Origin of the sequence: Chitinophaga barathri, assembly GCF_003807585.1 — a bacterium.
In the GTDB taxonomy this organism is placed as follows: Bacteria; Bacteroidota; Bacteroidia; order Chitinophagales; family Chitinophagaceae; genus Chitinophaga; species Chitinophaga barathri.
This window is the reverse complement of sequence record NZ_RMBX01000003.1, coordinates 275,352-298,089: the sequence shown is the minus strand read 5'-3', so window position 1 is coordinate 298,089 and position 22,738 is coordinate 275,352. Positions and strand designations below refer to the sequence as shown.

Annotated in this window: 15 protein-coding genes; 5 read left to right on the top strand and 10 right to left on the bottom strand. The window is 52.9% G+C overall.

The window, feature by feature from the left end; all coding sequences use genetic code 11:
• Positions 1 to 228 precede the first annotated feature (228 nt).
• Positions 229 to 3,759 carry a chromosome segregation protein SMC gene (gene smc / locus EG028_RS07035; RefSeq protein WP_120514877.1) on the top strand — a complete coding sequence of 1,177 codons (3,531 nt, stop codon included), beginning with the start codon at positions 229 to 231 and terminating at the stop codon, positions 3,757 to 3,759.
• Positions 3,760 to 3,840: 81 nt separating this feature from the next.
• Entirely contained in the window at positions 3,841 to 5,406 is a 1,566-nt protein-coding gene (locus EG028_RS07030) for an MFS transporter (RefSeq protein WP_241559046.1), read from the top strand.
• A 4-nt stretch (positions 5,407 to 5,410) separates the two neighbouring features.
• Here the strand turns inward: EG028_RS07030 and EG028_RS28060 are convergent, their stop codons facing one another.
• Positions 5,411 to 5,716 carry a type II toxin-antitoxin system RelE/ParE family toxin gene (locus tag EG028_RS28060; protein ID WP_120514875.1) on the bottom strand — a complete coding sequence of 102 codons (306 nt, stop codon included), beginning with the start codon at positions 5,714 to 5,716 and terminating at the stop codon, positions 5,411 to 5,413.
• Positions 5,710 to 5,940, bottom strand: coding sequence for a hypothetical protein (locus tag EG028_RS07020; protein WP_120514873.1), 231 nt, complete (start codon positions 5,938 to 5,940; stop codon positions 5,710 to 5,712). Before EG028_RS07020 ends, EG028_RS28060 begins: the two co-directional genes overlap by 7 nt.
• Before the next feature lie 219 nt (positions 5,941 to 6,159).
• Here EG028_RS07020 and EG028_RS07015 point away from each other — a divergent pair, with 219 nt between their 5' ends.
• Positions 6,160 to 8,454, top strand: coding sequence for a DUF7133 domain-containing protein (locus EG028_RS07015; protein ID WP_241559045.1), 2,295 nt, complete (start codon positions 6,160 to 6,162; stop codon positions 8,452 to 8,454).
• 228 nt (positions 8,455 to 8,682) lie between these two features.
• Here EG028_RS07015 and EG028_RS07010 read toward each other — a convergent pair whose 3' ends face one another.
• From EG028_RS07010 to dnaE, 6 genes are all read right to left on the bottom strand, one after another.
• Positions 8,683 to 9,210, bottom strand: a complete 528-nt coding sequence (locus tag EG028_RS07010; RefSeq protein ID WP_206614355.1) for a DUF192 domain-containing protein — start codon at positions 9,208 to 9,210, stop codon at positions 8,683 to 8,685.
• A gap of 90 nt (positions 9,211 to 9,300) precedes the next feature.
• The gene (gene mqnE / locus EG028_RS07005; protein ID WP_120514869.1) at positions 9,301 to 10,485 is read right to left on the bottom strand and encodes an aminofutalosine synthase MqnE; all 1,185 of its coding nucleotides are present in this window, start codon (positions 10,483 to 10,485) and stop codon (positions 9,301 to 9,303) included.
• On the bottom strand, positions 10,482 to 12,608 hold the full coding sequence (locus EG028_RS07000; RefSeq protein WP_120514867.1) for a M43 family zinc metalloprotease: 2,127 nt from the start codon (positions 12,606 to 12,608) through the stop codon (positions 10,482 to 10,484). The genes mqnE and EG028_RS07000 overlap by 4 nt, the downstream gene beginning before the upstream one ends.
• 197 nt (positions 12,609 to 12,805) lie before the next feature.
• Complete coding sequence (locus tag EG028_RS06995; protein ID WP_206614354.1) at positions 12,806 to 14,440, bottom strand: NupC/NupG family nucleoside CNT transporter; 1,635 nt, start codon at positions 14,438 to 14,440, stop codon at positions 12,806 to 12,808.
• Positions 14,441 to 14,554: 114 nt separating this feature from the next.
• Complete coding sequence (trxA, locus tag EG028_RS06985; RefSeq protein WP_120514865.1) at positions 14,555 to 14,872, bottom strand: thioredoxin; 318 nt, start codon at positions 14,870 to 14,872, stop codon at positions 14,555 to 14,557.
• Positions 14,873 to 15,007: 135 nt separating this feature from the next.
• Positions 15,008 to 18,640 (bottom strand): DNA polymerase III subunit alpha, encoded by a 3,633-nt coding sequence (gene dnaE, locus EG028_RS06980; RefSeq protein ID WP_120514863.1) that lies wholly within the window; start codon positions 18,638 to 18,640, stop codon positions 15,008 to 15,010.
• Positions 18,641 to 18,730: 90 nt separating this feature from the next.
• Here dnaE and EG028_RS06975 point away from each other — a divergent pair, with 90 nt between their 5' ends.
• The gene (locus EG028_RS06975; RefSeq protein ID WP_120514861.1) at positions 18,731 to 19,399 is read left to right on the top strand and encodes a C40 family peptidase; all 669 of its coding nucleotides are present in this window, start codon (positions 18,731 to 18,733) and stop codon (positions 19,397 to 19,399) included.
• 6 nt (positions 19,400 to 19,405) lie between these two features.
• On the opposite strand, the gene EG028_RS06970 is transcribed toward EG028_RS06975, so the two are convergent.
• Complete coding sequence (locus EG028_RS06970) at positions 19,406 to 20,224, bottom strand: FkbM family methyltransferase (RefSeq protein ID WP_162946240.1); 819 nt, start codon at positions 20,222 to 20,224, stop codon at positions 19,406 to 19,408.
• A gap of 58 nt (positions 20,225 to 20,282) precedes the next feature.
• Here EG028_RS06970 and EG028_RS06965 point away from each other — a divergent pair, with 58 nt between their 5' ends.
• Positions 20,283 to 21,221, top strand: a complete 939-nt coding sequence (locus EG028_RS06965) for a glycosyltransferase family 2 protein (RefSeq protein ID WP_120514857.1) — start codon at positions 20,283 to 20,285, stop codon at positions 21,219 to 21,221.
• Here the strand turns inward: EG028_RS06965 and EG028_RS06960 are convergent.
• The gene (locus EG028_RS06960) at positions 21,207 to 22,691 is read right to left on the bottom strand and encodes a lipopolysaccharide biosynthesis protein (RefSeq protein ID WP_120514855.1); all 1,485 of its coding nucleotides are present in this window, start codon (positions 22,689 to 22,691) and stop codon (positions 21,207 to 21,209) included. The genes EG028_RS06965 and EG028_RS06960 overlap by 15 nt on opposite strands.
• Between the last annotated feature and the right edge of the window lie 47 nt (positions 22,692 to 22,738).

Below are 22,738 nucleotides of genomic sequence, written 5' to 3'. Positions count from 1 at the left end.
TTCTGTTCATTATCAGTAATATACTACATCTGGTGCAGGGTTGAGGTGTATAAATTATCCCCATGTGTGTATAAATAAACGCCGTTATTTATGTCAGTGGAACTAAATTACCGGTAGTTGCCATATCAGAAAACCGCTGGCCCCTCCTTACCGCCCTTTCCGGATGCGGGAATCAGCAGAATTCAACTATCTTTGGCGGCCAAATCATTAATTCGTAATCCGAAGAATGTGCGTTTAAAAACACTAGAGATCAAAGGTTTTAAAAGTTTTGCGGACAAGACCGTGCTGCACTTCGATGAAGGAGTGACAGGCGTAATTGGACCCAATGGCTGCGGAAAGAGTAATATCATCGATTCCATCCGCTGGGTGATCGGCGAGCACAAGATCAGCAACCTGCGTTCCGAGAACCAGGCCGGCCTCGTGTTCAACGGCTCCCGTACCCGCTCCGCCAGCGGTATGGCCGAAGTGAGCCTCACCTTCGAGAATACCAAAAATGTACTGCCCACCGAGTTCACCACGGTTACGATTACACGGAAATTCTATAAGAACGGGGATAGCGAATACCGCCTCAATGACGTGGCCTGCCGCCTCAAAGATATCCATAACCTCTTCATGGACACCGGCGTTAGCACCGATTCCTACGCGATCATCGAGCTGGGTATGGTGGACGATATCATCAAAGACAAAGAAAACTCCCGCCGCCGCATGCTGGAACAGGCTGCCGGCATTTCCATCTATAAAACAAGGAAAAAGGAAGCCAAATCCAAGCTGGACGCTACAGAAGGCGATCTGAACCGCATCGAGGACCTCCTGTTCGAGATCAATAACAACCTCAAAACCCTGGAAAGCCAGGCCAAAAAGGCGGAACGTTATTACGAGATCAAAAAGGAATACAAAGAAGCCAGTATAGAACTCGCCAAAGCCGCCCTGGAAGGGTTTAACATCACCTTCCGCGACCTTACCGAGCAGCAGCAGCAGGAGACGGACCGCAAAATGGCCCTCGAGGCGGAGATATCCACCGACGAGGCGGCCGTGGAGCAGGATAAACTCCATTTCGTGGCCAAAGAACGCGAACTGCAGGTGATGCAGCGTTCCTTCAACGAACTGGTGTCCACCATCCGTACCAAAGAAAACGATAAGAACCTCGCCAGCCAGCAGCTTACTTACCTGCGCGAACGCGAAAAAAGCCTGTCGGACTTCCTGAACAACGCGGAAGGCACCGTCTCCGGCCTCACGGATTCTATCACCTTCACCGAAACGCAGGTGGCGGACGAACAGGAAGTGTTCGACTCCATGCAGGACGAACTGGAAACCCTCCACGAAATGGTGGACGAGAAAAAGAACCATTTCTCCGAAAAGAAACTGGCCCTTGAAAACTACCGCAAAGACCAGCAGCAATGGCAGCGCCAGCAGTTTGAAGCGGAAAAGAAAGTGGCCGTAGCCGATACCTCCGTACAGAACCTTCAGCGCGGCATCCAGCAGCTGCAGGAAGAAAAGACCAACCGCCAGGTACAGATACAGCAGCTGGAAGATGAAAAAGGCATTCTCCAGGAAACACTGGAAACCGGTAAGGAAGAGCTGGAAGACATGGTAGCCTTCCAGGAAGAGACCAAAGGCAAGATCCTCGCCACACAAGGGGAGATCGAAGGCCTGCGCGACAAGCTGGTGGACGAAAACCGTACCCTCGATTCCAAAAAGAACGAATACGACCTGCTGAAATCCCTCGTGGACAGCCTGGAAGGGTACCCCGAGAGTATCAAGTTCCTCAAAAAGAACAGCGACTGGAACAACAAAGCGCCCATCCTCAGCGATATATTTTTCTGTAAGGAAGCCTACCGCACCTGTATAGAAAACCTCCTGGAGCCTTACCTGAACTTTTACGTGGTGAACAACACGGAGGAGGCTATCACAGCCATCCGCCTGCTGGACCTGCATAAGAAGGGCAAAGCGAACTTCTTTATCCTGGACCAGTTCAACCACCAGGCCGGCCATCTTTTCACCCCTCCCGGTACCATCCCGGCGCTGGACGTGGTGGAGATAGACGAGAAATACAAGGGCCTCGGCAATTACCTGCTGGGTAAAGTCTTCATCGCCGAAGACCTGGCCGCCCTGAACTTTTCAGAGCTGCCCGAGCAGGATGTGCTGATCACCGAGCAAAGCGGCCGTATGCATCGTGGTAAATACAGCATGAACGGCGGTTCCGTAGGCCTGTTTGAAGGTAAAAAACTCGGACGCGCCAAAAACCTCGAGAAGCTGGACGCGGAGATCCGCGAACTGGAAACCAACGTAGCGGACCTCAAAACCCGCCTCCAGGCCAAACATGACGAAGTATTGGGCTACAATAGCCAGCTCAATGAAAATAAGATCAACGCCACCCGCGAAAAGGTGAACCAGCTGAACAACCAGCTGTTTGGCCTGCAAAACCGCATCGAGAATTTCCATCACCTCATCGAGCAGGGCAATAAACGCCTTGCTGAAATGGAAGGCTCGCTGGCCGCGAACGAACAAAGCATCTCCAGCGTGCGCGACGAACTGGACAGCCTGAACGACCGCGTGCACCAGTTGCACGACAACATCGTGGAGGCGGACCGCGCCGCGCAGGAAGCCGAGCAGCAGTTCAACCAGGCAAACATCCAGTTCAACAACCAGAACCTTCAGCATACCCGCCAGCAGAGCAAAGTGCAGGGGCTGAAACAGGAGCTGGACTTCAAACGCAAACAATTAAGCGACCTGCACGCGCAGGTAATAAGCAATAAAGCGCAGCTGGAAGACACAGCGGGCAATATCGCCGCTGCCGAAGACCGGCTTACCCAGTCCGAAGACGGCCTGGTGGAGCTGTTCCGCCGCCGCGAAGAAGACGAAAAAGGACTGAACGAAAAGGACCAGGAATACTACAACTTCCGTAACCACCTCCAGGAACTGGAAAGCGCCCTTCGCAGCAAACAGAAAACGAGGGATATGCTGGAGCAGAACCTGAACCAGATCAAAGACAAAGTGAACGAACTGAAGCTGCAATTGGCCTCCATGAAAGAAAGGCTGAGCGTGGAATTCAAAGTGAACCTGGACGAGATACTGGACGAGGACCGCACCGGCACCGCCGCGCTGGAAGACCTGCAAAGCAATGCGGAAAGACTGAAGAAACGCCTGGAAAACATGGGCGAGATCAACCCGACCGCGATAGAGGCTTATACCGAAATGAAAAAACGGTACGAGTTCATCCTTGAGCAGAAAAATGACCTGGTGAACGCCAAAGAATCCCTGCTGGCCACCATCCAGGAAGTGGAGTCCACGGCGAACCAGAAGTTCCTGGACACGTTTAACCAGGTGAAGGAAAACTTCATCCGCGTGTTCAAAGCCCTGTTCACCGAAGAAGACCAGTGCGACATGATCCTGAACGACCCGTCCAACCTGGCGGATACCGGCATAGAGATCATCGCGAAGCCGAAAGGCAAACGCCCCGCGGCCATCACGCAGCTATCCGGCGGTGAAAAAACGCTGACGGCCACCGCGCTGCTGTTCGCCATCTACCTGATCAAACCTGCGCCGTTCTGTATCCTCGATGAGGTGGACGCGCCGCTGGATGATGCGAACGTGGGTAAGTTTACCAACATGATCCGCAAGTTCTCCGACAATTCACAGTTCATCATCGTAACGCATAACAAACAGACGATGGCGGCGGTGGATGTGATCTACGGGGTGACCATGCAGGAGCCCGGGGTGAGCAAGCTGGTGCCGGTGGACTTCAGAAGCCTGAATTAATAGCACTTGTCATACTTTGAAAGCCGGCCGGGATTACGGGCCGGCTTTTTTATTGGTCGGCAGCAGACTAAAATCAGGCGGTTGAAAAATGAATCACACGGCCATCGTGCATATGCGCGGAATGCGCTGCCCGGGCAGGTAAATGGTACAAAGATTGCTCCCCAAACACCCAAACGGGAGCAGATGAATTTACAGCCGAAAGAACTACTCACGGAGCAGGACGTAAGGCGGGGGCTAAAAATGGTGATAGGGGACGGGCTGGCCTCTGAAACCATGACCACTTTAACCGGCGGGGCATTTATCATTGCCATGGCCATTCTGTTGGGGGCAAACAACGTGCAGCTGGGCCTGATAGCAGCTTTGCCCACGATGGTGAACGTGTTCCAGCTGATCTCCATATGGCTGGTAAGGCGGTTCAACAACCGGCGGGGCATCACGGTGATCTGTTCGTTGCTGGCCAGGCTGCCGCTGATCTTCATCGGTATGCTGCCCCTGCTGATGCCCGGTATCGTGACCATAGACCTGATCATCCCCATCCTGTTCTTTTATTATCTCTCGGGCGCCGTTGCGGGGGCCAGCTGGAATTCCTGGATGAAGGACCTGGTGCCGGAAAAACAGCTGGGAGCTTTTTTTGCCAAAAGGAGCAGCCTGATGCAGTCGCTGAACGTGGCGCTGAGCCTGCTGGTAGCATTGGGGGTGGATTATATCCGGAAACATTACCCGGCCTTTGAGCTGAATTTATATGGTTATATGTTTATCGTTGCGGGCATTGCGGGGCTCACCGGCACGCTCGCGCTGGCCAGTACGCCGGAGCCCAAAACGATCTTCCCCAAGGAAAACCTTTTCGTGATGCTCAGCCGCCCGTTAAAAGACCCGAATTTCCGGCGGCTGCTGGTATTCAATTCCGCCTGGGTCTTTGCCGTGAACATCGCCGCGCCGTTCTTTACCGTGTTTATGATGAGAAGCATGGGGCTGGGATTGTCCTACATCATCGGGCTGAACATTCTCAGCCAGGTGAGCAGCATTTTCACGATCAGGGTATGGGGGCTGTTTGCGGACCGGTATAGCAACAAAACGATCATCGCCATCGGGGCGCCCATTTATATCCTTTGCCTGATAGGCTGGTGTTTTGTGGGCATTTATACGCAATTGTGGGCCAATCTCCTGCTGCTGGCTGTTATCCATCTGCTGATGGGTTTTGCGAATGCCGGCATCAATCTCTCGCTGACGAACATCGGGTTGAAGCTGGCGCCTACGGCGGACTCCATTGTTTACCTTTCCACGAAGAACATCGTTACCGCCGTATTCTCCGCGCTGGCGCCGCTGGCTGGCGGTGTGCTGGCTGATTATTTCACGGGCAGGCACCTGAAAGTAGATGCGGAATGGGGCGGCCCCCGGTGGACAAAGGCGCTGCATCTCATCGAACTGCAGGACTTCAGCTTCCTGTTCCTTTTCGGGGCATTGCTGGCGCTGATAGCGGTGAACCGGCTGGGCAGGGTGAAGGAAACAGGCGAAGTGGAAAAGGATGTGGTGGTACGCATCATGCGGAGCACCCTGCGACACAACCTGAAGGAAAGTTTCCTGATCGGCAACCTGATGAACGGGTATTCGCAGATCAGGAATGTTTTCAGGAGGAAGTTTTTCTGATGGGTTAATGCGGCAGAGGTTCCATCTTGGTATGCCGAACCTTTAGGATTCGGATTTCTTTATCTAATATCCTGTAGGAGATACGATAACTATGTTTTTCAAAAGCACGGAAGGTGCCGTCATTATTTAATTTATATTTATCAACGGGGTAATGTTCAGGGTTGGGAGATAACATTCGTGTCAAAGTAACAATATCTGACCGTACTCTGATGGCGTTTTTGGGCGAGTCTTTTGATATGTATTTATATGCTTCTTTTATTTGCCTTTTGGCTTCAGGGCTCCAAACAATGATCTTTTTTGATATTACCATTTTTCCATTTCTTTTTCTAAATCCTCCTGTGTTATAAAATCTCCTGCTTCTATCCTTTTTTCCGCTTCTTCAAGTTCCTTGTTATATTGCTCAATAGTATATACTTCTGGTTGTTGTTTACGGCTTTTTAAAAAGGTCTTTAACATCTGCACAACAGACTTTTTCTCCGCCTCATTAAGTTGGACAAAATAAGTATACATTTCTTGCTCTAGTGCCTTTCCCATAATTATTCGATTTATACAAATTTACTTTAAAAAGAGATTCAGTCAAAACAGACAGATTACGACTTTAATTCATAAATGCCTGCGTTCCCGTCTACCTACCCGCCGTCCGTCAATATTTCCCTGTATTTTGCCGTTTCCTGCCTTATTTTAGCCCCTTCGGAATTTGAAATTCCTTAGCCAGGTATTATTTTAAAGGTAATTTTCAATCGATTTCTAGATATGCCAGACGTTATGATCAAAGGCAGGATATGGATGAGCTTTTTATTGGCGGGATTAACAGCAGCTTCCTGCAACAGCGGGGAGAAAGACGCAAAAGCGGATTCGATCGCCATGCGACGCCAGTTTGCCGAATCACCCGTTCTGACACCCGCGCAGTCCCTTGAGCATTTACAGACCGAAGAAGGATTCACTGCCCAACTGGTAGCCGCGGAGCCCCAGGTGGTAGTGCCCGTGGCCATGACCTTCGACGAACGCGGCCGCATGTGGGTGGCGGAAATGACCGGTTATATGCCCGATACTGTCGGCACCGGCGAAGAAGCCATGAACGGCAAGATCGTGATATTGGAAGATACGAACGGGGACGGCGCCGCGGACACACGCACCGTATTCCTCGACTCGCTCATATTGCCCCGCGCGCTTTGTATCGTGGGCAACGGCCTGCTGGTTGCGGAGCCGCCCAGGCTCTGGTTCGTGGAGATCAACGGGGACAAAGCCGGTAAAAAAACACTCGTGGATTCCGCCTTTACCGAAGGCGGCAACGTGGAGCACCAGCCGAACGGCCTGTACCGCGCCATGGATAACTGGATCTACAACGCCAAATCATCCAAACGCTACCGCAAAGAAGGGAACCGCTGGCTAAAAGAAGAAACACATTTCCGCGGGCAATGGGGCATCTCGCAGGATAACTACGGCCGCCTGTTTTACAATAACAATTCCGAGAATCTGCTGGGTGATTACTTTTCTCCCGGCCTGGGCTCCGCCAATACGAACCAGCGCCGCGTAGCGGGCTTTAATGAGAACATCGTGCCGGACAACCGCACGTACCCCATCCGCCCCACACCGGGCGTGAACAGGGGCTATATTAAAGGTGTGCTGGATGACAGCCTCCGCCTGGTGAACTTCACCGCGGCCTGCGGCCCGCTCATCTACCGCGGCGGCGCATTTGGCGAAGGATATGAAGGAAATGCATTTGTGGCCGAGCCTTCCGCCAATCTTATCAAAAGGAACATCCTCAAAGACAGCCTGTATTTCGTCATCGGCCGTCAGGCTTACGCCGGCAAAGAATTCCTGGCCAGCACGGACGAACGTTTCCGCCCGGTGAACCTCCACCCGGGGCCTGACGGCGCCATCTACGTGCTGGACATGTACCGCGGCATCATCCAGCATAAAACCTACCTCACGCCTTACCTGAAAAACGAGATCGGCACACGCAGCCTGACGCAGCCGCTGAACTGCGGGCGCATCTACCGCATCGTCCCGAAGGGGTCGAAGCCGGTGACCGAAGTACTGACGCGCAATACCGCGGATCTTGTTAAAGCCCTCGGCTCAAAGAACGGCTGGATCAGGGACAAAGCGCAGCAGATGCTGGTGGACGCACAGGATAAAGCGGCGGTGCCCCTGCTGAGGGCATTGCTGGAAGATTCCGTACAGTCGCTGGCGGACCTGCATGCATTGTGGGTGCTGGAAGGCCTGCACGCGCTCACTTTCGACGATATTGCGTCGGTTTACAGAGCCGAAGGAAATATTGCATTAAATCACAGTGCGCTCGCGGCGATCCCCTCTATTTTGAACAGCAGGAATTTTGAGACAGTGACCTACCTGCTGGCAGAATTAGTCACCCATAAGGAAGATGCGGCTGTTACGGGATACCTGTTGCCAGCCCTGGCTAAACAGCATCCTGCGGCTGATAAAGAGTTGTTTAAAATGCTGTACGAATATTACCCTAACGATCGGTATGTGGCCGATGCAGTGATCAGCAGCGCGCAGGATAAAGAAACCAAGTTGCTGGCGGACATCACCGCCTGGAACCCGGATACCAATCTCATCATCCGCCGCCGGCTGGAAAAAGTGATCAAAGACGTCAAAAATAACCGCCAGGCTAATATGGATGGGGCGTTGGCCAAACAATACCCGCGCGGCAGCCTCATTTTCAAAACCGTCTGCCAGACCTGCCACGGCACAGACGGTGACGGCATCCAGTCCCTTGCACCGCCGCTGAACCATTCCGAGATCGTGACCGGCAAAAAAGAACGCCTGATCGCCATCGTGCTCTACGGCCTTACCGGCCCCGTGGAGGTGAACGGAAAGGTCTACAAAGCGCCGGAGATCAATGCGGATATGCCGGGCATCGCGAGCAACGACGAGTTCTCCGACGCGGACATTGCACAACTGCTCAGCTTCGTGCGCAATGCATGGAGCAATAAGGCTGAAAAGGTGACGGAAAAAGACGTTCAGGCAGTACGGCAGCAATATAAAGGCCGCCAGAAATCATTTACGATGGAGGAGCTGAAATAACGCGGTGCAAACCTATGATTTCATCGTTTGAGCCATATGGGCAACAGTGAAAATACGCGGAGGGAAAGGGAAGTGCAGGAATTGGGAGGCCGCCGCGGGATGGCGGTTAAGCCATTTGTCAGCCTGCGGCCCGCAGATACCCGCCGTTTCAACATCACTAGGGAAAAGCAGGTAAAAAACGCCGCAGGGCTGATCAAAGAAGCTTATAAAAGCGGTCTGCTATAAATATTATTTTTTAGTGTACGCGATCTTGTCCCCGAATGCGATCTTGTATTTGTCCGCAAAACCGGCATTGGTTTCCACCACGTACTGTGCTTTTTTATAGGAGGGCAGGCTTTCTTCTGAAAGGGGAGTCGCGTATTTCTGGATGGATACGATCTCGAACTTTTCGTTCACATACATGATGTCCAGGGAGATGTAGGTGTTTTTCATCCAGAAAGACTGTTCTTCGGGCGCTGAGAAGATGAACAGCATGCCTTGTGTATCTTCCATGGATTTGCGGTCCATCAGGCCTTTGGCCCTTTCTTCGTCCGTCTCCGCTATTTCAATATCAATCGTTTTGATCGTATCGCCTTTTTCTTTACCGATAAAGGACAGCTGGCCTTCTTTTTTGAATACGGGGCCATCAGGCGCGGGCGTGGTGGCGGTGGTGGGAGCGGTAGCAGTGTCTGCGCCGCTGTCCTGTGTGGGCTGGTTTTGGCAGGACGCGGCCAGTGCAAAGCCGGAGATCGCCATGATCCACATAAAATTCTTCATGATTACGCAATTTGAGGACTGAAGGTAATTAAAAAACAAAAAGAGGAAAAGCAGGGGCCATTCCTCTTTTTGTAAATATTATCAGGTGTCTTAATTCAGCAATTCTTCTTCGGTGAATTCCACTTCGGAGTAGTCTTTCACTTCGTTGTACACGGTATCTCTTTCCACGGGCGTTCTGCCGGCCTGTTTGATGAGCATGGCGAGCTGCGCGGTGTTCATGGAAGGGGACTGTTCTTCGGAGCCGGCCATGGAGTAGATCTTCGTGGTATCGTCGATCGTGCCGTCCAGGTCGTTTACGCCGAAGGAAAGCGTGAGCTGCGCGCTGTTCCTTCCCAGCATGGGCCAGTAGGCTTTCAGGTGCTGGAAATTATCCATATACAGGCGGGCGATGGCGTACATCCTGAGATCCTCCACAATGGTGGATTCGGGCACATGCGCCATGTCGTTGTCCTTATTGCGGAATTTGAGCGGGATGAAGGTGTTGAAACCGTGCGTTTCATCCTGGAGGCTGCGCAGGCGCTCCATATGGTCCACGCGGTGCCAGTACTCCTCGATGTGGCCGTACAGCATGGTAGCGTTTGTAACCATACCCATGTTGTGGGCCGTGCGGTGAATGTTCAGCCAGCCGTCCGCATCCACTTTGTCGTGGCATATCTGCACACGGATGTCCGGGTGGAAGATCTCCGCGCCGCCCCCGGGAAGGGATTGCAGGCCGGCTTCCTTCATCATGCGCATACCTTCTTCCGCGCTTACTTTCGCTTTCCGGAACATGTAATCCAGCTCAACGGGCGTAAAACCTTTGATGTGCAGATCGGGGCGGTGTGCTTTGATGCGGCGCATCAGTTCGGTGAAGAAGTCCAGGTTCATTTTCGGGTGCACGCCGCCTACGATGTGCACTTCGGTAACGGGCTGGCCGTCGTATTTTTTTACGATGTCCAGCATCTCGTCTATGCTGAGTTCCCAGCCTTCTTCGCGGTTTTTGTAGAGCCTTGAATAAGAGCAGAATTTGCAGGTGAACACGCAAACGTTGGTAGGCTCAATATGAAAATTGCGGTTGAAGTAAGTTTTGTTCCCGTGCAGTCTTTCGCGCACGTAATTGGCAAGTGCTCCCAGGTACCCGATCTCTCCTTTTTCAAACAGCATTATGCCGTCTTCCTGCGTAAGCCTTTCCCGGTTCAGCACTTTATCTGCGATCCTTTTTAAATCCTTGTCCAGGGCGGGCGAAGAGAGAATGGTCAGTAATCCGGGCTTTGGTGCTGTGGTCGTCGTCGTCATTTTGCTTTCACTATTTTATATGTCCTCACCTGTTGGCTGTAAAATAACGTTACAAAGTAAACACCATTTGAGGCATTTACCAAATCAATTGTAGTCCGGTTGCCGCTGCGGATCACAGGCTGCTGGCGGTATACCTGCCTTCCCGCGGCGTCGTACACGGCGATGGCTTTCAGGTCTTCCGGCCAGCTGCTGAACTCGATATAGAACTGCCTGCGGAAGGCGTTGGGCCATATGAGGATGCCGCGGCTCACGAGATCCGGATTGGCGTCTTTTTTAAAGATGTTCACCTGGTCTATGTACACGTTGTTCTCGTAGTTCGTCGTATTACGGAATACCACGCGGAAGGGTTGTTTTTTCACGAAGGGCGTGAGATCCACGGTGTCTGTCCGCCATTCGCTGGCGGTGGGCACAAACTCCACATCCGTGGGCGTCCTGCGGGTCATCAGCGTGGCGCCCCATTTTTTGTAGCCGGTGGGGATGAAGGTCTGGCCGCAATCGAGCGTCACCATCACTTCCAGGGTATCCCAGGCGTTGCCGGGCGTGCCGGGGAGGGTAGCCACGGCGGCGGCCAGGTCAAAGCTCACGAACACGGAATCCGCGACGGATCCGTCCACCACGGGTCCTATCAGGTCATCCACCTCATTGTTCGTGGCGTAGCCGAGGTTGCGGATGAAGGCGCTGCGGCTGCTGCCACGGCTGCCCACGGAGGCTCTTTCCCAGGTAAAACTGCGGTCCGGGTTGCGGATGCTGAAAGCGTCCGGGGGGAAGGCGGCCCCTTCGAAGGTTTCGGTGAAAGGCATGACGGAAGGGCTGCGGTAATTGAAGCTCACGGAGGCCGTATCGTTCTCCGGCTGCTCGTCCGCCCCGCCATTCGGGTTCAGGGTCCAGGCTTTAAGGGTAAAAGTACCCTGGCCCGCCTGGAATATGGGCAAAGTCACGGGCGTTTGCTGGAGGGTGGCGAGGTTGCCGGTCCAGTTATAATCTACCGGCGGGCCGTCGTTGACGGTGTACCGGATCGTTGCGGAGGTGAGGGCGTCAAAACCACGGTTTTTCAGCAGTACCAGCGGCGTTTGGCCTGCTTCGCAGCGGTAGCCAGTGGGTTGCTGCACTTCGGCGATGCCGGCGTCCACATTGCGGAGGTTCACCGGGATGCAGCCGTCGGAATTGAGCAGGGAAGCGCGTTGGGCGTCCAGCGCGTTGCGCATGCGGTCCGTTTGCCCGGTGCTGAAGAGTATCATGCAGGCATCGTTCACATAATCCATGTAATTCATGTACATGTAACCGGGGGCGATGGGGGAGCACATATCCGTCTGTACGCCGGCAGGGCAGCCATAGGTCTCGCTTCCCTGGAGGGGGGTGTCGCCTACGCCGTCGTCGCCGGAGCAATTGCCGTTATCGTCTCCCCAGATGTGGCGGAGGCCGAAGTAATGGCCAATTTCATGGGTGAGGGTGCGGCCGAGGTTAAAGGGTGCGCGGGCGGAGCCGTTAGTGCCGAAAGCGCGGTAATTCACCACCACGCCATCTTCTTCCGCGGGAAACACGTTGCCGGGAGGGGTGGCCACGCCCAGGAAGTTGTCGTCCAGCACGCAAACCCAGATGTTGAGAAAGCGGGTATTATCCCAGCCGGGGGTGCCGCCTGTGGAAGTGTATTTTACATCGGCGGCGGCGCCGTTGATGGAAAAGCCGCTGCGCTGCGTTACCGTGCGGGTAATGCCGCCGGAGGGGTCGCCGTCCGGCGTGCGGGCGGCAAGGCAGAATTGGAGCTCGGAATTGCCGATAATGGCCTGCCAGGCGGCCGGCACATTCACGATATCGGGGTTCTGGGCGATATAGTCCAGGTTCAGGGAGGCGATCTGGCTGAGTATCTGCTGGTCCGTCACCACCGAAGGGTCCGGCAGCACAATATGCACCACCACGGGGATGGTCACGCGGGGATTCACCCGTTGAAGGTTACGCGGGGGCCTTATTTTCCGGAGGGTGGTTTCCACGGCCTGCATTTTCGCCACCAGTTTGGGCTGGTCTTTGAGCTTTTGGGCCAGGGCTGTTTCCGTTCCGCATTTCCGTTGGGCTGACGCGCCTGCGAAAGAGAACAGGAGCAGGGCGAGCAGGGTAAAATTACGCAAGAGATATCCGTTATAGGTGATAGTGATATGATCAAAAGCCGGTCCGTCACGGTTCGCTTTGTAAATGTACTTACAGCGGCTGAGATTAAAGCGGAATAATCGGTCAACCGCCTGAAAATACCGGGCAACCGGCCGTATAGTCGATTGGGTGGCAAGGCGGTAGGAGGGTGCGGTATTTTATCCACATGGATAAAGACCTAACTCAGCGCCCCCGCAATGCACCCGCACATCAGGCAGGCAATGGTGCCGCCGATAAGCGCTTTAACGCCCAGTTCCGTCAGGTTGCGGCGCTGGTTCGGCGCCAGCTGGCTGATCCCCCCGATCTGGATACCGATGGAGGCAAAGTTGGCAAAGCCGCAGAGCGCATAGGTCACGATCAGCAGCGATTTCGGATCGTGTATCATATTCGCGTCTTTCATCACCGCCAGCGACTGGTACGCGATAAATTCATTCAGCACGGTCTTCTGGCCCAGCAGCTGCCCCACGGCCAGCATATCCTGCTGCGCCACGCCTATCATCCAGGCTACGGGGCTGAAGAGGTAACCCAGGAGCATTTCCAGGCTCAGCTCTTTGTACTGCCCGCCGCTCATGGCCGCTATCTGCGGGTTGATGGCCGTCTGGTTGCCCACCCATCCCAGCATGGCGTTCACCACATACATCAGGGCGGTGAATACGATGAGCATGGCGCCTACGTTCACGGCAAGCTTCAGGCCGTCCGTGGTGCCTATGGAAAGCGCGTCCAGGAAGTTGTCGCCCAGTTTTTCTTTAGGCACGTACAGGTCTTTCTGGATCAGGTGCGCCTGTGTTTCGGGGAAAAGGAGCTTGGCGCACACGATGGCGGCCGGGGCGCTCATGATGCTCTGGCTGAGCATATGGAGGGCAAAATATTCCTGTTGCCCCACGTCCGCGCCGCCCAGCATGCCCACATAAGCGGCCAGTACGCTGCCGGCGGTATTGGCAAAGCCGCCCACCATGATGCAGAGTATCTCGGAGCGGGTCATTTTTTCCAGGTAAGGCCGGATCATCAGCGGGGCCTCCGTTTGCCCCAGGAAGATGTTCGCCGCCGTGGAAAGGCTCTCAGCGCCGGAAATGCTTAATTTATTGAGGAGATAGGCAAAAACGTATACGATCTTCTGGAGCACGCCCAGGTAATACAGCACGGAGCTCAGCGCGGCGAAGAAAATGATGTTCGGCAGCACCTGCACGGCAAAAATGTATCCCCAGGCGCCCTTGTAATCCGCCAGCCCCTGGAACATAAATTCGGTGCCCTTATGACTGATATTGATGAGGTCCACAAAAGCGCTGGAAACGGCGGAAAGCACACTGCTGAATACCTGGGGAGAGCACCAGCGCATATACACGGAAAGGGTCAGTACCAGGCAGCCCGCGAGAATGGTCCATTTCAGCAGCTCGAGGTTTTTTTTCTGCAATACTTTGATCATGGCCACGATCGGCACCAGGCCGATGAAAAACGCCACGGCGGGGAGGGGGAACTGCGTGCTGCGGATGATGCCGAAAAAAAAGCCGGCTAACGCGGCCACGGCCACCAGCCAGCTCAGTATATCTTTCGGAAGGCCAAAACCTTCGGTTTGTTTTCGCCTGAAACGGTTCACACAATACAGGAGGATCATGACGCCGAACAGTACCCAGAAAACCGGCTGCCCGCCCAGCTGCGTATTGAGCACGCCCATGGCGAACATGATCTGTGCGCAGATCCCGATACCCACCAGTTTCCAGTTAATAGCACGGCGGTTGTTGCTCAGGAGGTAACAAACCATCACAAGAAAGAACATACCCAGCATGCCGCGGGCAACATTTTCCCATTGTAGCATTCTCAGAGATTGATTTAGCAGGCAAAATAAGGGAATATGTTCATATGAGGCCATCCGGGCACAAAAAAAGGGCAGCATTAAAGCCGCCCTTTCAATTTTATGCGAAATCCGGTACTAGAGGTTAGCCTGGATCTTCTTTTCAAGAACAGATTTGGGAACCGCGCCCACCTGTTTGTCCACCACTTTACCGTCCTTAATGAAAAGGATCGCGGGGATACTGGTGATGCCGTAGTTCATGGAGATCTGCGGGTTGTTGTCCACATTCACCTTACCAACGTTCACTTTACCATCGTAATCTTTAGACAGTTCCTCAATCACGGGACCGATTGCGCGACAGGGACCGCACCATTCTGCCCAAAAGTCTACCACAGTCAGCTTGTCTGAGTTTAAAACGGTGGTTTGAAAGTTCGCATCTGTGAATTCTAAAGCCATTTTTATAGATTTAAAAGTTTATAATTTTTATTAAATGATTGGTTTCCAGATTGTTTACTGGTTCAGTTTCTTCAAATCGTCCTGCAATATATACAAAAACTAAACCGGTGTAAAACTACTGCTTTTTTGGCATCGCTACTTATTGAAAGTATCTATCCAGACATCAAAATCAGGCTGCGAGTCTAAAAACTGTGCCAGTTCGTCATTCATTTCGACATGTTTGGTAAACGTGTGCAGCTTCACCATCAATTCCTCGTCACGGTCTATCAGCTGGCAATACACTTCCGCCTTACCGGGGTTTTTCTGGATGTTATCCGAGAGGAAGTCGATCACCTCAGGGGTGATGAACTGCGGCATGGTGATAATGCCCACCTTGCGGGTCTGCGTCCGTTTTACCTCTTGGAGCAGCTGCATACTGTTGATCTTGAACTCGTATTCATTGTCGTTGAACCTCCGCGCCTTAAAACCGCCGTTTACGTACAGGCAAAGCCCGGTTTTGAAGTGGGTGGTGAACTTCAGGAAGTCCTCGCTCCAGAGCGCAAATTCAAATTTGCCGGTATAATCCTCCAGCGTCATGATGCCGAACTGTTTGTTGTTCCGCGAGATGCGCTCCACGGCGCCGGTGACGTACACCGCCATCCGGAAGTCTTTCTGTTTTCCTTTATTGTTATCGGAAGGCGTGCTGATCAGGTTCTGGTATTCCGTCACTTCCGCCAGCGTGTTCATGTTGTAATGTTTCAGCTCGAACTTGTAATCGTCCAGCGGGTGGCCGGAAATGTAAATGCCGGTCACGTCCCTTTCGTTGTTCAGTTTGATGGACAGCGGCCATTGATCGCAGGGCGGGATCTTCGGGGGCTGTATCTCGTTCATGAAAGAATCGCCGAACAGGCCGCCGGTGCTTTGGCTGCCCGCCGTCACCTGCTGGCCGAATTTGATGATCTTTTCCAGTCCGGTACTGTTGTCCGCCGAATGGAAATACTGTGCGCGGTGCAATGCGGGGAAACAGTCCAGTGCGCCGCTCATGGCGAGGGCTTCCAGTGATTTTTTGTTCACCGCGCGCTGGTTCACCCGTTTGATCATGTCGAATATATTGGCGTAGGCACCGCCTTTTTCACGTTCCTCAATGATATTCTCGATAGCGGCCTCACCCACGCCCTTCAGGCCTGCCAGTCCGAAACGTACCTGGCCTCTTTTGTTCACGGCAAAACCTTTGAAAGACTCGTTCACATCGGGCGGCAATACATCCAGCCCCATGCGTTTACACTCTTCCATAAAGAAAGTGATCTTTTCCAGGTTGCTGGCGTTGTTCAGCACCGCGGCCATGTATTCGGCAGGGTAGTGGGCTTTGAGGTAAGCCGTCTGGTACGCCACGAAAGCGTAACAGGTGGAGTGGGATTTGTTGAACGCATAGGAGGCGAACGCTTCCCAGTCCGTCCATACTTTATCACACATTTTCAGGTCGTGGCCGTTGGTTTTACAGCCTTCCATGAACTGTGCCTTCATTTTATCCAGAACGGCCTTCTGTTTTTTACCCATGGCTTTACGGAGGATGTCCGCATCGCCCTTGGAAAAGCCGGCCATTTTCTGGCTGAGCAGCATTACCTGTTCCTGGTAAACGTTGATGCCATAGGTTTCCGCGAGATATTCCTCCATCACGGGCACGTCATAAGTAACGGGTTCTAATCCATGTTTACGGCGGATGAAGGTGGGGATATACTCCAGCGGGCCCGGACGGTACAAGGCGTTCATCGCGATAAGGTCAGCGAATTTATCCGGCTTCAGTTCGCGCAGGTACTTCTGCATACCAGGGCTTTCAAACTGGAACGTGGCGTTGGTTTCCGCTTTCTGGTACAGCTCAAATGTTTTGGCATCGTCCAGCGGGATGTCGTCTATCACGATTTCCACGCCATGGTTCCTTTTGATCATCTGCAGTGCGCCTTTGATGATGGTGAGGGTCTTGAGACCCAAAAAGTCCATCTTGATTACGCCGGCGCTTTCGATCACGTTCCCTTCAAACTGCGTCACCAGCAGGTCGGAGTCCTTCGCGGTGGTAACGGGTATAAGCTCGGAGAGGTCCGTGGGTGCAATGATGATACCAGCGGCATGTATACCGGTGTTCCGCACGGAACCTTCCAGCACGCAGGCTTCACGCAGCACTTCGCCCTGCAGGTCGTTGCCTTTGATCAGCTCGCGGAGTTTTCTTACGTTTTCAAGGTCTTCCGCCGCCAGGCCTTCTTTTTCAACCAGGCTTTTATCGCCTTCCATCGGGGCGTTGAAGATGCGGGACAGCTGGATGCCTGGTTTGTCCGGCACGAGTTTGGCGAGGCCGTTGGAATCCTGCAGCGGCAGGTCCATCACACGGGCCACGTCCTTGATACTCATTTTGGCGGCCATGGTACCGTAGGTAATGATCTGCGCTACCTGCTGTTTGCCATATTTCTGCACTACATAATCGATCACTTTCTGACGGCCTTCGTCATCGAAGTCCGTATCAATATCGGGCATGCTCTTACGTTCCGGGTTCAGGAAACGTTCGAACAGGAGATCGTATTTGATCGGGTCAATATTCGTGATGCCGATGCAGTACGCCACCGCGGAACCTGCGGCGGAACCGCGCCCCGGGCCGATGAACACGCCCAGCTCGCGCCCTGCTTTGATAAAATCGCCCACGATGAGGAAGTAACCGGCAAAACCCATGTTTTCAATTACGTTCAGCTCAAAGTTCAGGCGTTCTTCCACTTCGGGCGTCATCTCCGCATAACGCTGGCGCGCGCCTTCGTAAGTGAGATGGCGCAGGTACTGGTCCTGCGTGATAAAGTCCGGCGGGATGGGGAAGTTGGGCAGCAGGATATCTCTTTTGAGGTCCAGCAGCTGCACTTTATCCACGATCTCGTTCGTATTGTCGATTGCCTGCGGAAGGTCCGCAAACAGTTTGCTCATTTCCTGCGTGTTCTTAAAATAGAACTGGTCATTATAAAAAGCAAAACGTTTGTTTTTCACAATGGCATCATCGTCGGAGAACTCCTTCATGGAAGGGGTGCTTTTCTTTTCGCCGGTGTTGATGCAAAGCAGGATGTCGTGCGCGTTCGCATCCGCCTGGTCCACGTAATGGCTGTCGTTGGACGCGATGATCTTCACATTATATTTCTCTGCGAATTTGACGAGGGATACGTTTACTTTTTCCTGTTCGGGTATGCCGTGGCGTTGCATTTCCACGTAGAAGTCCTCACCGAAGATGTCCAGCCACCATTTAAATTCCTTTTCGCCTTCATCTTCTCCTTTTTTGAGGATAGTTTTTGGCACGGAAGCGCCGAGGCAGCAGGTGGTGGCAATGAGGCCCTTGTGATATTGAAGGATCAGCTCTTTGTCGATACGCGGATATTTGCCGTAAAGGCCTTCCATATAACCGAGAGAGCAAAGTTTGATGAGATTTTTATAGCCCTGTTCGTCTTTTGCGAGCAGCACCTGGTGGTAGCGCTGATCTTTTTCTTCGCGTGTAAACTGGCGCTTGTGACGGTTTTCCACGAGATAAAATTCACAACCCACAATAGGCTTCACTTTGAGGCGTTTATCTTTTGGATCTTCGGGGTTGAGCTTGTTATTATAAGCTTCCGCCACAAACTGGAATGCGCCGAACATATTACCGTGGTCGGTAATCGCAAGGGCGGGCATATTGTCCGCCATGGCTTTTTTGTAAAGCTGCTTGATGTCTGCGGCTCCGTCGAGCAAAGAAAACTGTGTATGTACGTGCAGGTGAGAAAACTTCATCGTCGGTTCAAGATTACATCGTAAAGATCGGGCAAAGCAAGCAGCAAAAATCGGATTTTTTTTATATTGCAGCAATTTTAAAACAGGGGCATGAACAGAAGAAAGGGGAAATTATACCTGATACCGGCGGGAGCGCTTTTATTGGGAAGTTGCGCGATACTGAAGCCGAAAGAATCGGCCAAACAGAAAGAAACGCCGGTAAAGCAGCAGCAGATGGAGTTTATAGACGGCATTGCGGTGAAACGCGATGCTAAAGGCGGAGAGAATCAGCACAAAAGCCGGAACACCCGTATCGGCAATGCCCCCACGACGGTCAACAGCATTGAAGAAGCCCGCCCCTGGCAGTTCAAGTACGCCCAGCTGCTGGATCTGCCGGTGGAAAATGTGGTGAACGAAAAGCTGTACAACTTTATAGAAGAATGGTGGGGAACGCCGTACCGCATGGGCGGCAACACCAAAAACGGCATCGATTGCTCCAATTTTGTCAATACCTTATTCTCGGCGGTTTACCAGATCTCGCTTGCGGGCAATTCCATCCAGTTATACAACCAGGTGGCCAGGCTCGGCAAACGCGCGGAGCTGAAGCCCGGCGATCTCGTGTTTTTTGCGATTAACCGTAAAAAGAGGATCTCCCATGTGGGCATCTACCTGGAAAACGAACGTTTTGTACATGCGTCCAGCAGCAACGGGGTGATGATCAGCGATCTCCGTGAGCCTTACTGGGTGAGGTATTACGCGGGAGCGGGGAGGATCAACTAAGCCCTGTTATTCTCCACGCCTTACAGCAAAGATATTCAGCTGCTGCTCGAAACCCCCGGCGGATCTGCTCCTGATGAAAGGATATTTCACATTATCCGCCGCTTCCCTGATATAATAATCAAAACCGTTCTGGTGCAATATCTCCAGCATCTCTGTAAGCTCATGGCTCTGGCTGATGGCGCCGTGGTATTCCAGGAAAAGGTGTTTGACGTTGCGCAATACCGGCGCACAGTCTTTGATCACCGAAAATTCCGCTCCTTCGATATCTATTTTAAGAAAATCTGCGGGCTCCTGTAAAAGGTCCGCCAGGCGCGCGCTGGCTACGGTAATGCTGCCACCTTCGCCTATTTTGCTGCCCTGCCCGCCCGTGGATTCGAATGTGATGGAATCGTTGTGTATCCAGATGGCTTTTTGCAGTATCTCCACGTTCTGCACGTCATAACTCTGCATATTCCGCTTCAGCAGCCCGAAATTGTGCTCATCCGGCTCAAACGCGGTGATCCTCGCCTGGGGGTACAGCTGCGCGAAATACAGCACGCTGAGGCCGATATTGGCGCCGCAGTCCAGGATGCGCGGGGTATCCGTGTCCGCCTTGAAGCGGTAGATCTCGCCGGTCACGATCTCGTCGAAGGAATGCATCAGCTCCCATGATTTGGTGAACCAGAGCTGGCCGCCCCGCCAGGGAATGCTTTTCAACGGGCCCTGGGGCAGGTGTTTGAGATACTTTTCCGTCCAGAAGGAAAGGCGCTCCCCGGTAGCCGAAGGTTTCCTGAACTTTTTCAAAATGCCTTCTGCGGCAATGGAAAATACTGACCGGGATGCCATGAGTGTATACATTGATAGATAATCAGATAAATATATCTTTGCAAATTATTAAGATTAAATGAGAAAACCCACGATTTCCATCTGTATACCAGCCTACCGCCAGCCGCAGCTATTGTTGCGCTGCCTTGAAAGCGTGCGCGGGCAGCGGTTCCGCGACATGGAAGTGATCATTACGGACGATTCGCCGGATGACGGTGTGCAGCTGCTGGTGGAGAAATTCGCCGCGGATTTTCCCCTGATCTATTCAAAGAACGAACCTTCCCTCGGCTCCCCCAAAAACTGGAACGCCGGGCTGGCCAAAGCCACCGGCAGGTATATCAAAACCCTGCACCAGGATGACTGGCTGCGGTCGCCCGATGCGCTGGAGCTTTGCGTAAAGGCGTTGGATGAGAACCCAGGCGCCAGTTTCGTATTTTCTTCCTGCTACGATATTCACCCGGACGGAAAGGAAGTATTGCACAAACCTTCGGAAGCGCAGCTGCAACGCCTGCACGAAGAACCCGAATGCCTGCTGCTGGGTAATTTTATTGGCGCGCCCAGCACCGTCACCTTCAGGAAAGACACCGGGCTGCTGTACGACCCGCATATGAAGTGGGTGGTGGATTATGATTTTTATATCCGGCTTTGTTATAAAGGGAAGGCGCTGTTCATCGATCAGCCGCTGCTGAACATCGGCATCCACGAAGGGCAGGTGACCGCCGCGGTGCAGCACGACAGGGACGTGGTGATACCCGAGCACATCCGCCTGCTGCATAAGCTGGAACGGCCCGTGTTCAAAGAGATCAGGTATTTTGATCACAGCTGGCGGATGCTGCGGAACTTTAACATCCGCAGTGTAAAAGAGCTCCGGCAGGTGGCGGGGAACCTGAACCTGCCGCCGGTGCTTTGCGTCATGGCGGACTTCCTGGGGCTGCTGCCGGCTTCGCTGCTGAAAAAAGGCATTATCTCCAAATCCCTGATGACCCTCGCTTATCTTCGTTCCTTATTGTCTTTTTAACCGCTTCCACACCATATTCCAGCCTTCGGTCACGTCGTTGCTCAGTTTAAAGATGAGTATCAGGCCAATGTACCATGCCACAAACACAATGCTGCGGAAGATCAGGCTTACATACGGGTTGGGGATATTAATGCTGGCGCAGATAAAGTAGCCAGACACCGCGATGCAGAGAATATAGAAAGTATGCAGCGTCCAGGGCTGGAAGCGGAATTTGAACCAGAGGAAAGAATAACGGATAATGCCGAATACGGTCAGCGACAGCAGGTTGGCCAGTGCATTGCCCTGTATGCCGAAGAGGCGCATCAGGTAAATATTCAGCGGGATCGCAAGGCCAAACTGTACCAGCTCCGAAAAGAACTGCACCCGCCAGTAATTGGAAGTGCCGATGATCTGCGAATTCACCCCAAAGCTCATCTCTATTACCCGCATGGCGCCAAGAATAAAAATAACCGGTTTGCCCTGGTTGTATATCTCGTCCAGCGCGAGAATGCTGAAACCTGCGTCTATATTCATCCAGATCAGCAGAAACACCAGTAATGCGTAGGAGAACATCGTATTGGAGCTACGGCGGTAGATGCTTTGGATGGCGCTGCGGTCGCGGTCTTTCCAGGCTTTGGCCAGCACAGGGATGGAAATGGCGATGATACTGCGTTGCGGGATAAGGATCAGCGTGGCTACATACGTCGAAAATTCGAATACGAAGCCCATGCCCAGGCCCTGTGTGCTGGAAATGGAAAGATTGTCGATATTCTGCGCGATCACGCCCATCACCGCGCCGAGATACAGCGTGGCGTTGAATGTGATCATTTTACTGGCAAGGCGCCGGGTGACGCTGCTTATTTTGAAAGTGAACACAAGATCGCGCTGCCGGTATAGATATACGAGCAAAGTGAGCAGCAGTACGCCATAGATCATGGAGTACGCCCATACAAACCCGCTGAGCCGCAATATGCCGGTGATGAACAGCAGCCCCAGCCCCAGGTTCAGCACACGCAGCCCCACTTCCTTGAGCGCAATGGGCATCAGCGATTTGAACTGGTTGTAGGAATAGTTTTCAAACGTAACGAAGAACAGGTAGAAAAAGCTGAAGGGAATGAGGAAATAATAATATTCCACCACCAGGGTGCTTTTGGTGCCGAACTTGCGGATCACCAGGTCTTCGAATATAAAAAAGCCCGCCGTGCAGAGAATAAACCCGGTGATGCAAAACATCAGCACCAGCCCGAGGATGTCCCGCCGGGGAGGGGGCAGCAGGTCGCGGTAATACGGGTAAAACTTGTTCATCACCGAAATGGACCCCAGGTTGGACAGGGCGAACACAATGGTGGCCACACTCACGAAAAAACGGAAAAGCCCGGCAATATTGGGATCGATGAGCTTGGCCAGCAGCAGCGTGTTGATAGCACCGATGCCGAAGCCGATGTAGGTAAGAAGTGACGATTTGATGCTCTGGTTCCTGATGATACCCATATATGCCTGACTTGGAGGCGAATATATAATGTTTTTAAACTTTAATT

What these genes read in the sequence shown, in the direction of transcription:
- EG028_RS06975 (WP_120514861.1), top strand. Translation starts at nt 18,731, where the DNA reads ATGAACAGAAGAAAGGGGAAATTATACCTGATACCGGCGGGAGCGCTT.
- EG028_RS06960 (WP_120514855.1), bottom strand. Translation starts at nt 22,691, where the DNA reads ATGGGTATCATCAGGAACCAGAGCATCAAATCGTCACTTCTTACCTAC.
- EG028_RS06965 (WP_120514857.1), top strand. Translation starts at nt 20,283, where the DNA reads ATGAGAAAACCCACGATTTCCATCTGTATACCAGCCTACCGCCAGCCG.
- EG028_RS06995 (WP_206614354.1), bottom strand. Translation starts at nt 14,440, where the DNA reads ATGCTACAATGGGAAAATGTTGCCCGCGGCATGCTGGGTATGTTCTTT.
- EG028_RS28060 (WP_120514875.1), bottom strand. Translation starts at nt 5,716, where the DNA reads ATGGTAATATCAAAAAAGATCATTGTTTGGAGCCCTGAAGCCAAAAGG.
- trxA (WP_120514865.1), bottom strand. Translation starts at nt 14,872, where the DNA reads ATGGCTTTAGAATTCACAGATGCGAACTTTCAAACCACCGTTTTAAAC.
- EG028_RS07010 (WP_206614355.1), bottom strand. Translation starts at nt 9,210, where the DNA reads ATGAAGAATTTTATGTGGATCATGGCGATCTCCGGCTTTGCACTGGCC.
- mqnE (WP_120514869.1), bottom strand. Translation starts at nt 10,485, where the DNA reads ATGACGACGACGACCACAGCACCAAAGCCCGGATTACTGACCATTCTC.
- dnaE (WP_120514863.1), bottom strand. Translation starts at nt 18,640, where the DNA reads ATGAAGTTTTCTCACCTGCACGTACATACACAGTTTTCTTTGCTCGAC.
- EG028_RS07015 (WP_241559045.1), top strand. Translation starts at nt 6,160, where the DNA reads ATGCCAGACGTTATGATCAAAGGCAGGATATGGATGAGCTTTTTATTG.
- EG028_RS07020 (WP_120514873.1), bottom strand. Translation starts at nt 5,940, where the DNA reads ATGGGAAAGGCACTAGAGCAAGAAATGTATACTTATTTTGTCCAACTT.
- EG028_RS06970 (WP_162946240.1), bottom strand. Translation starts at nt 20,224, where the DNA reads ATGGCATCCCGGTCAGTATTTTCCATTGCCGCAGAAGGCATTTTGAAA.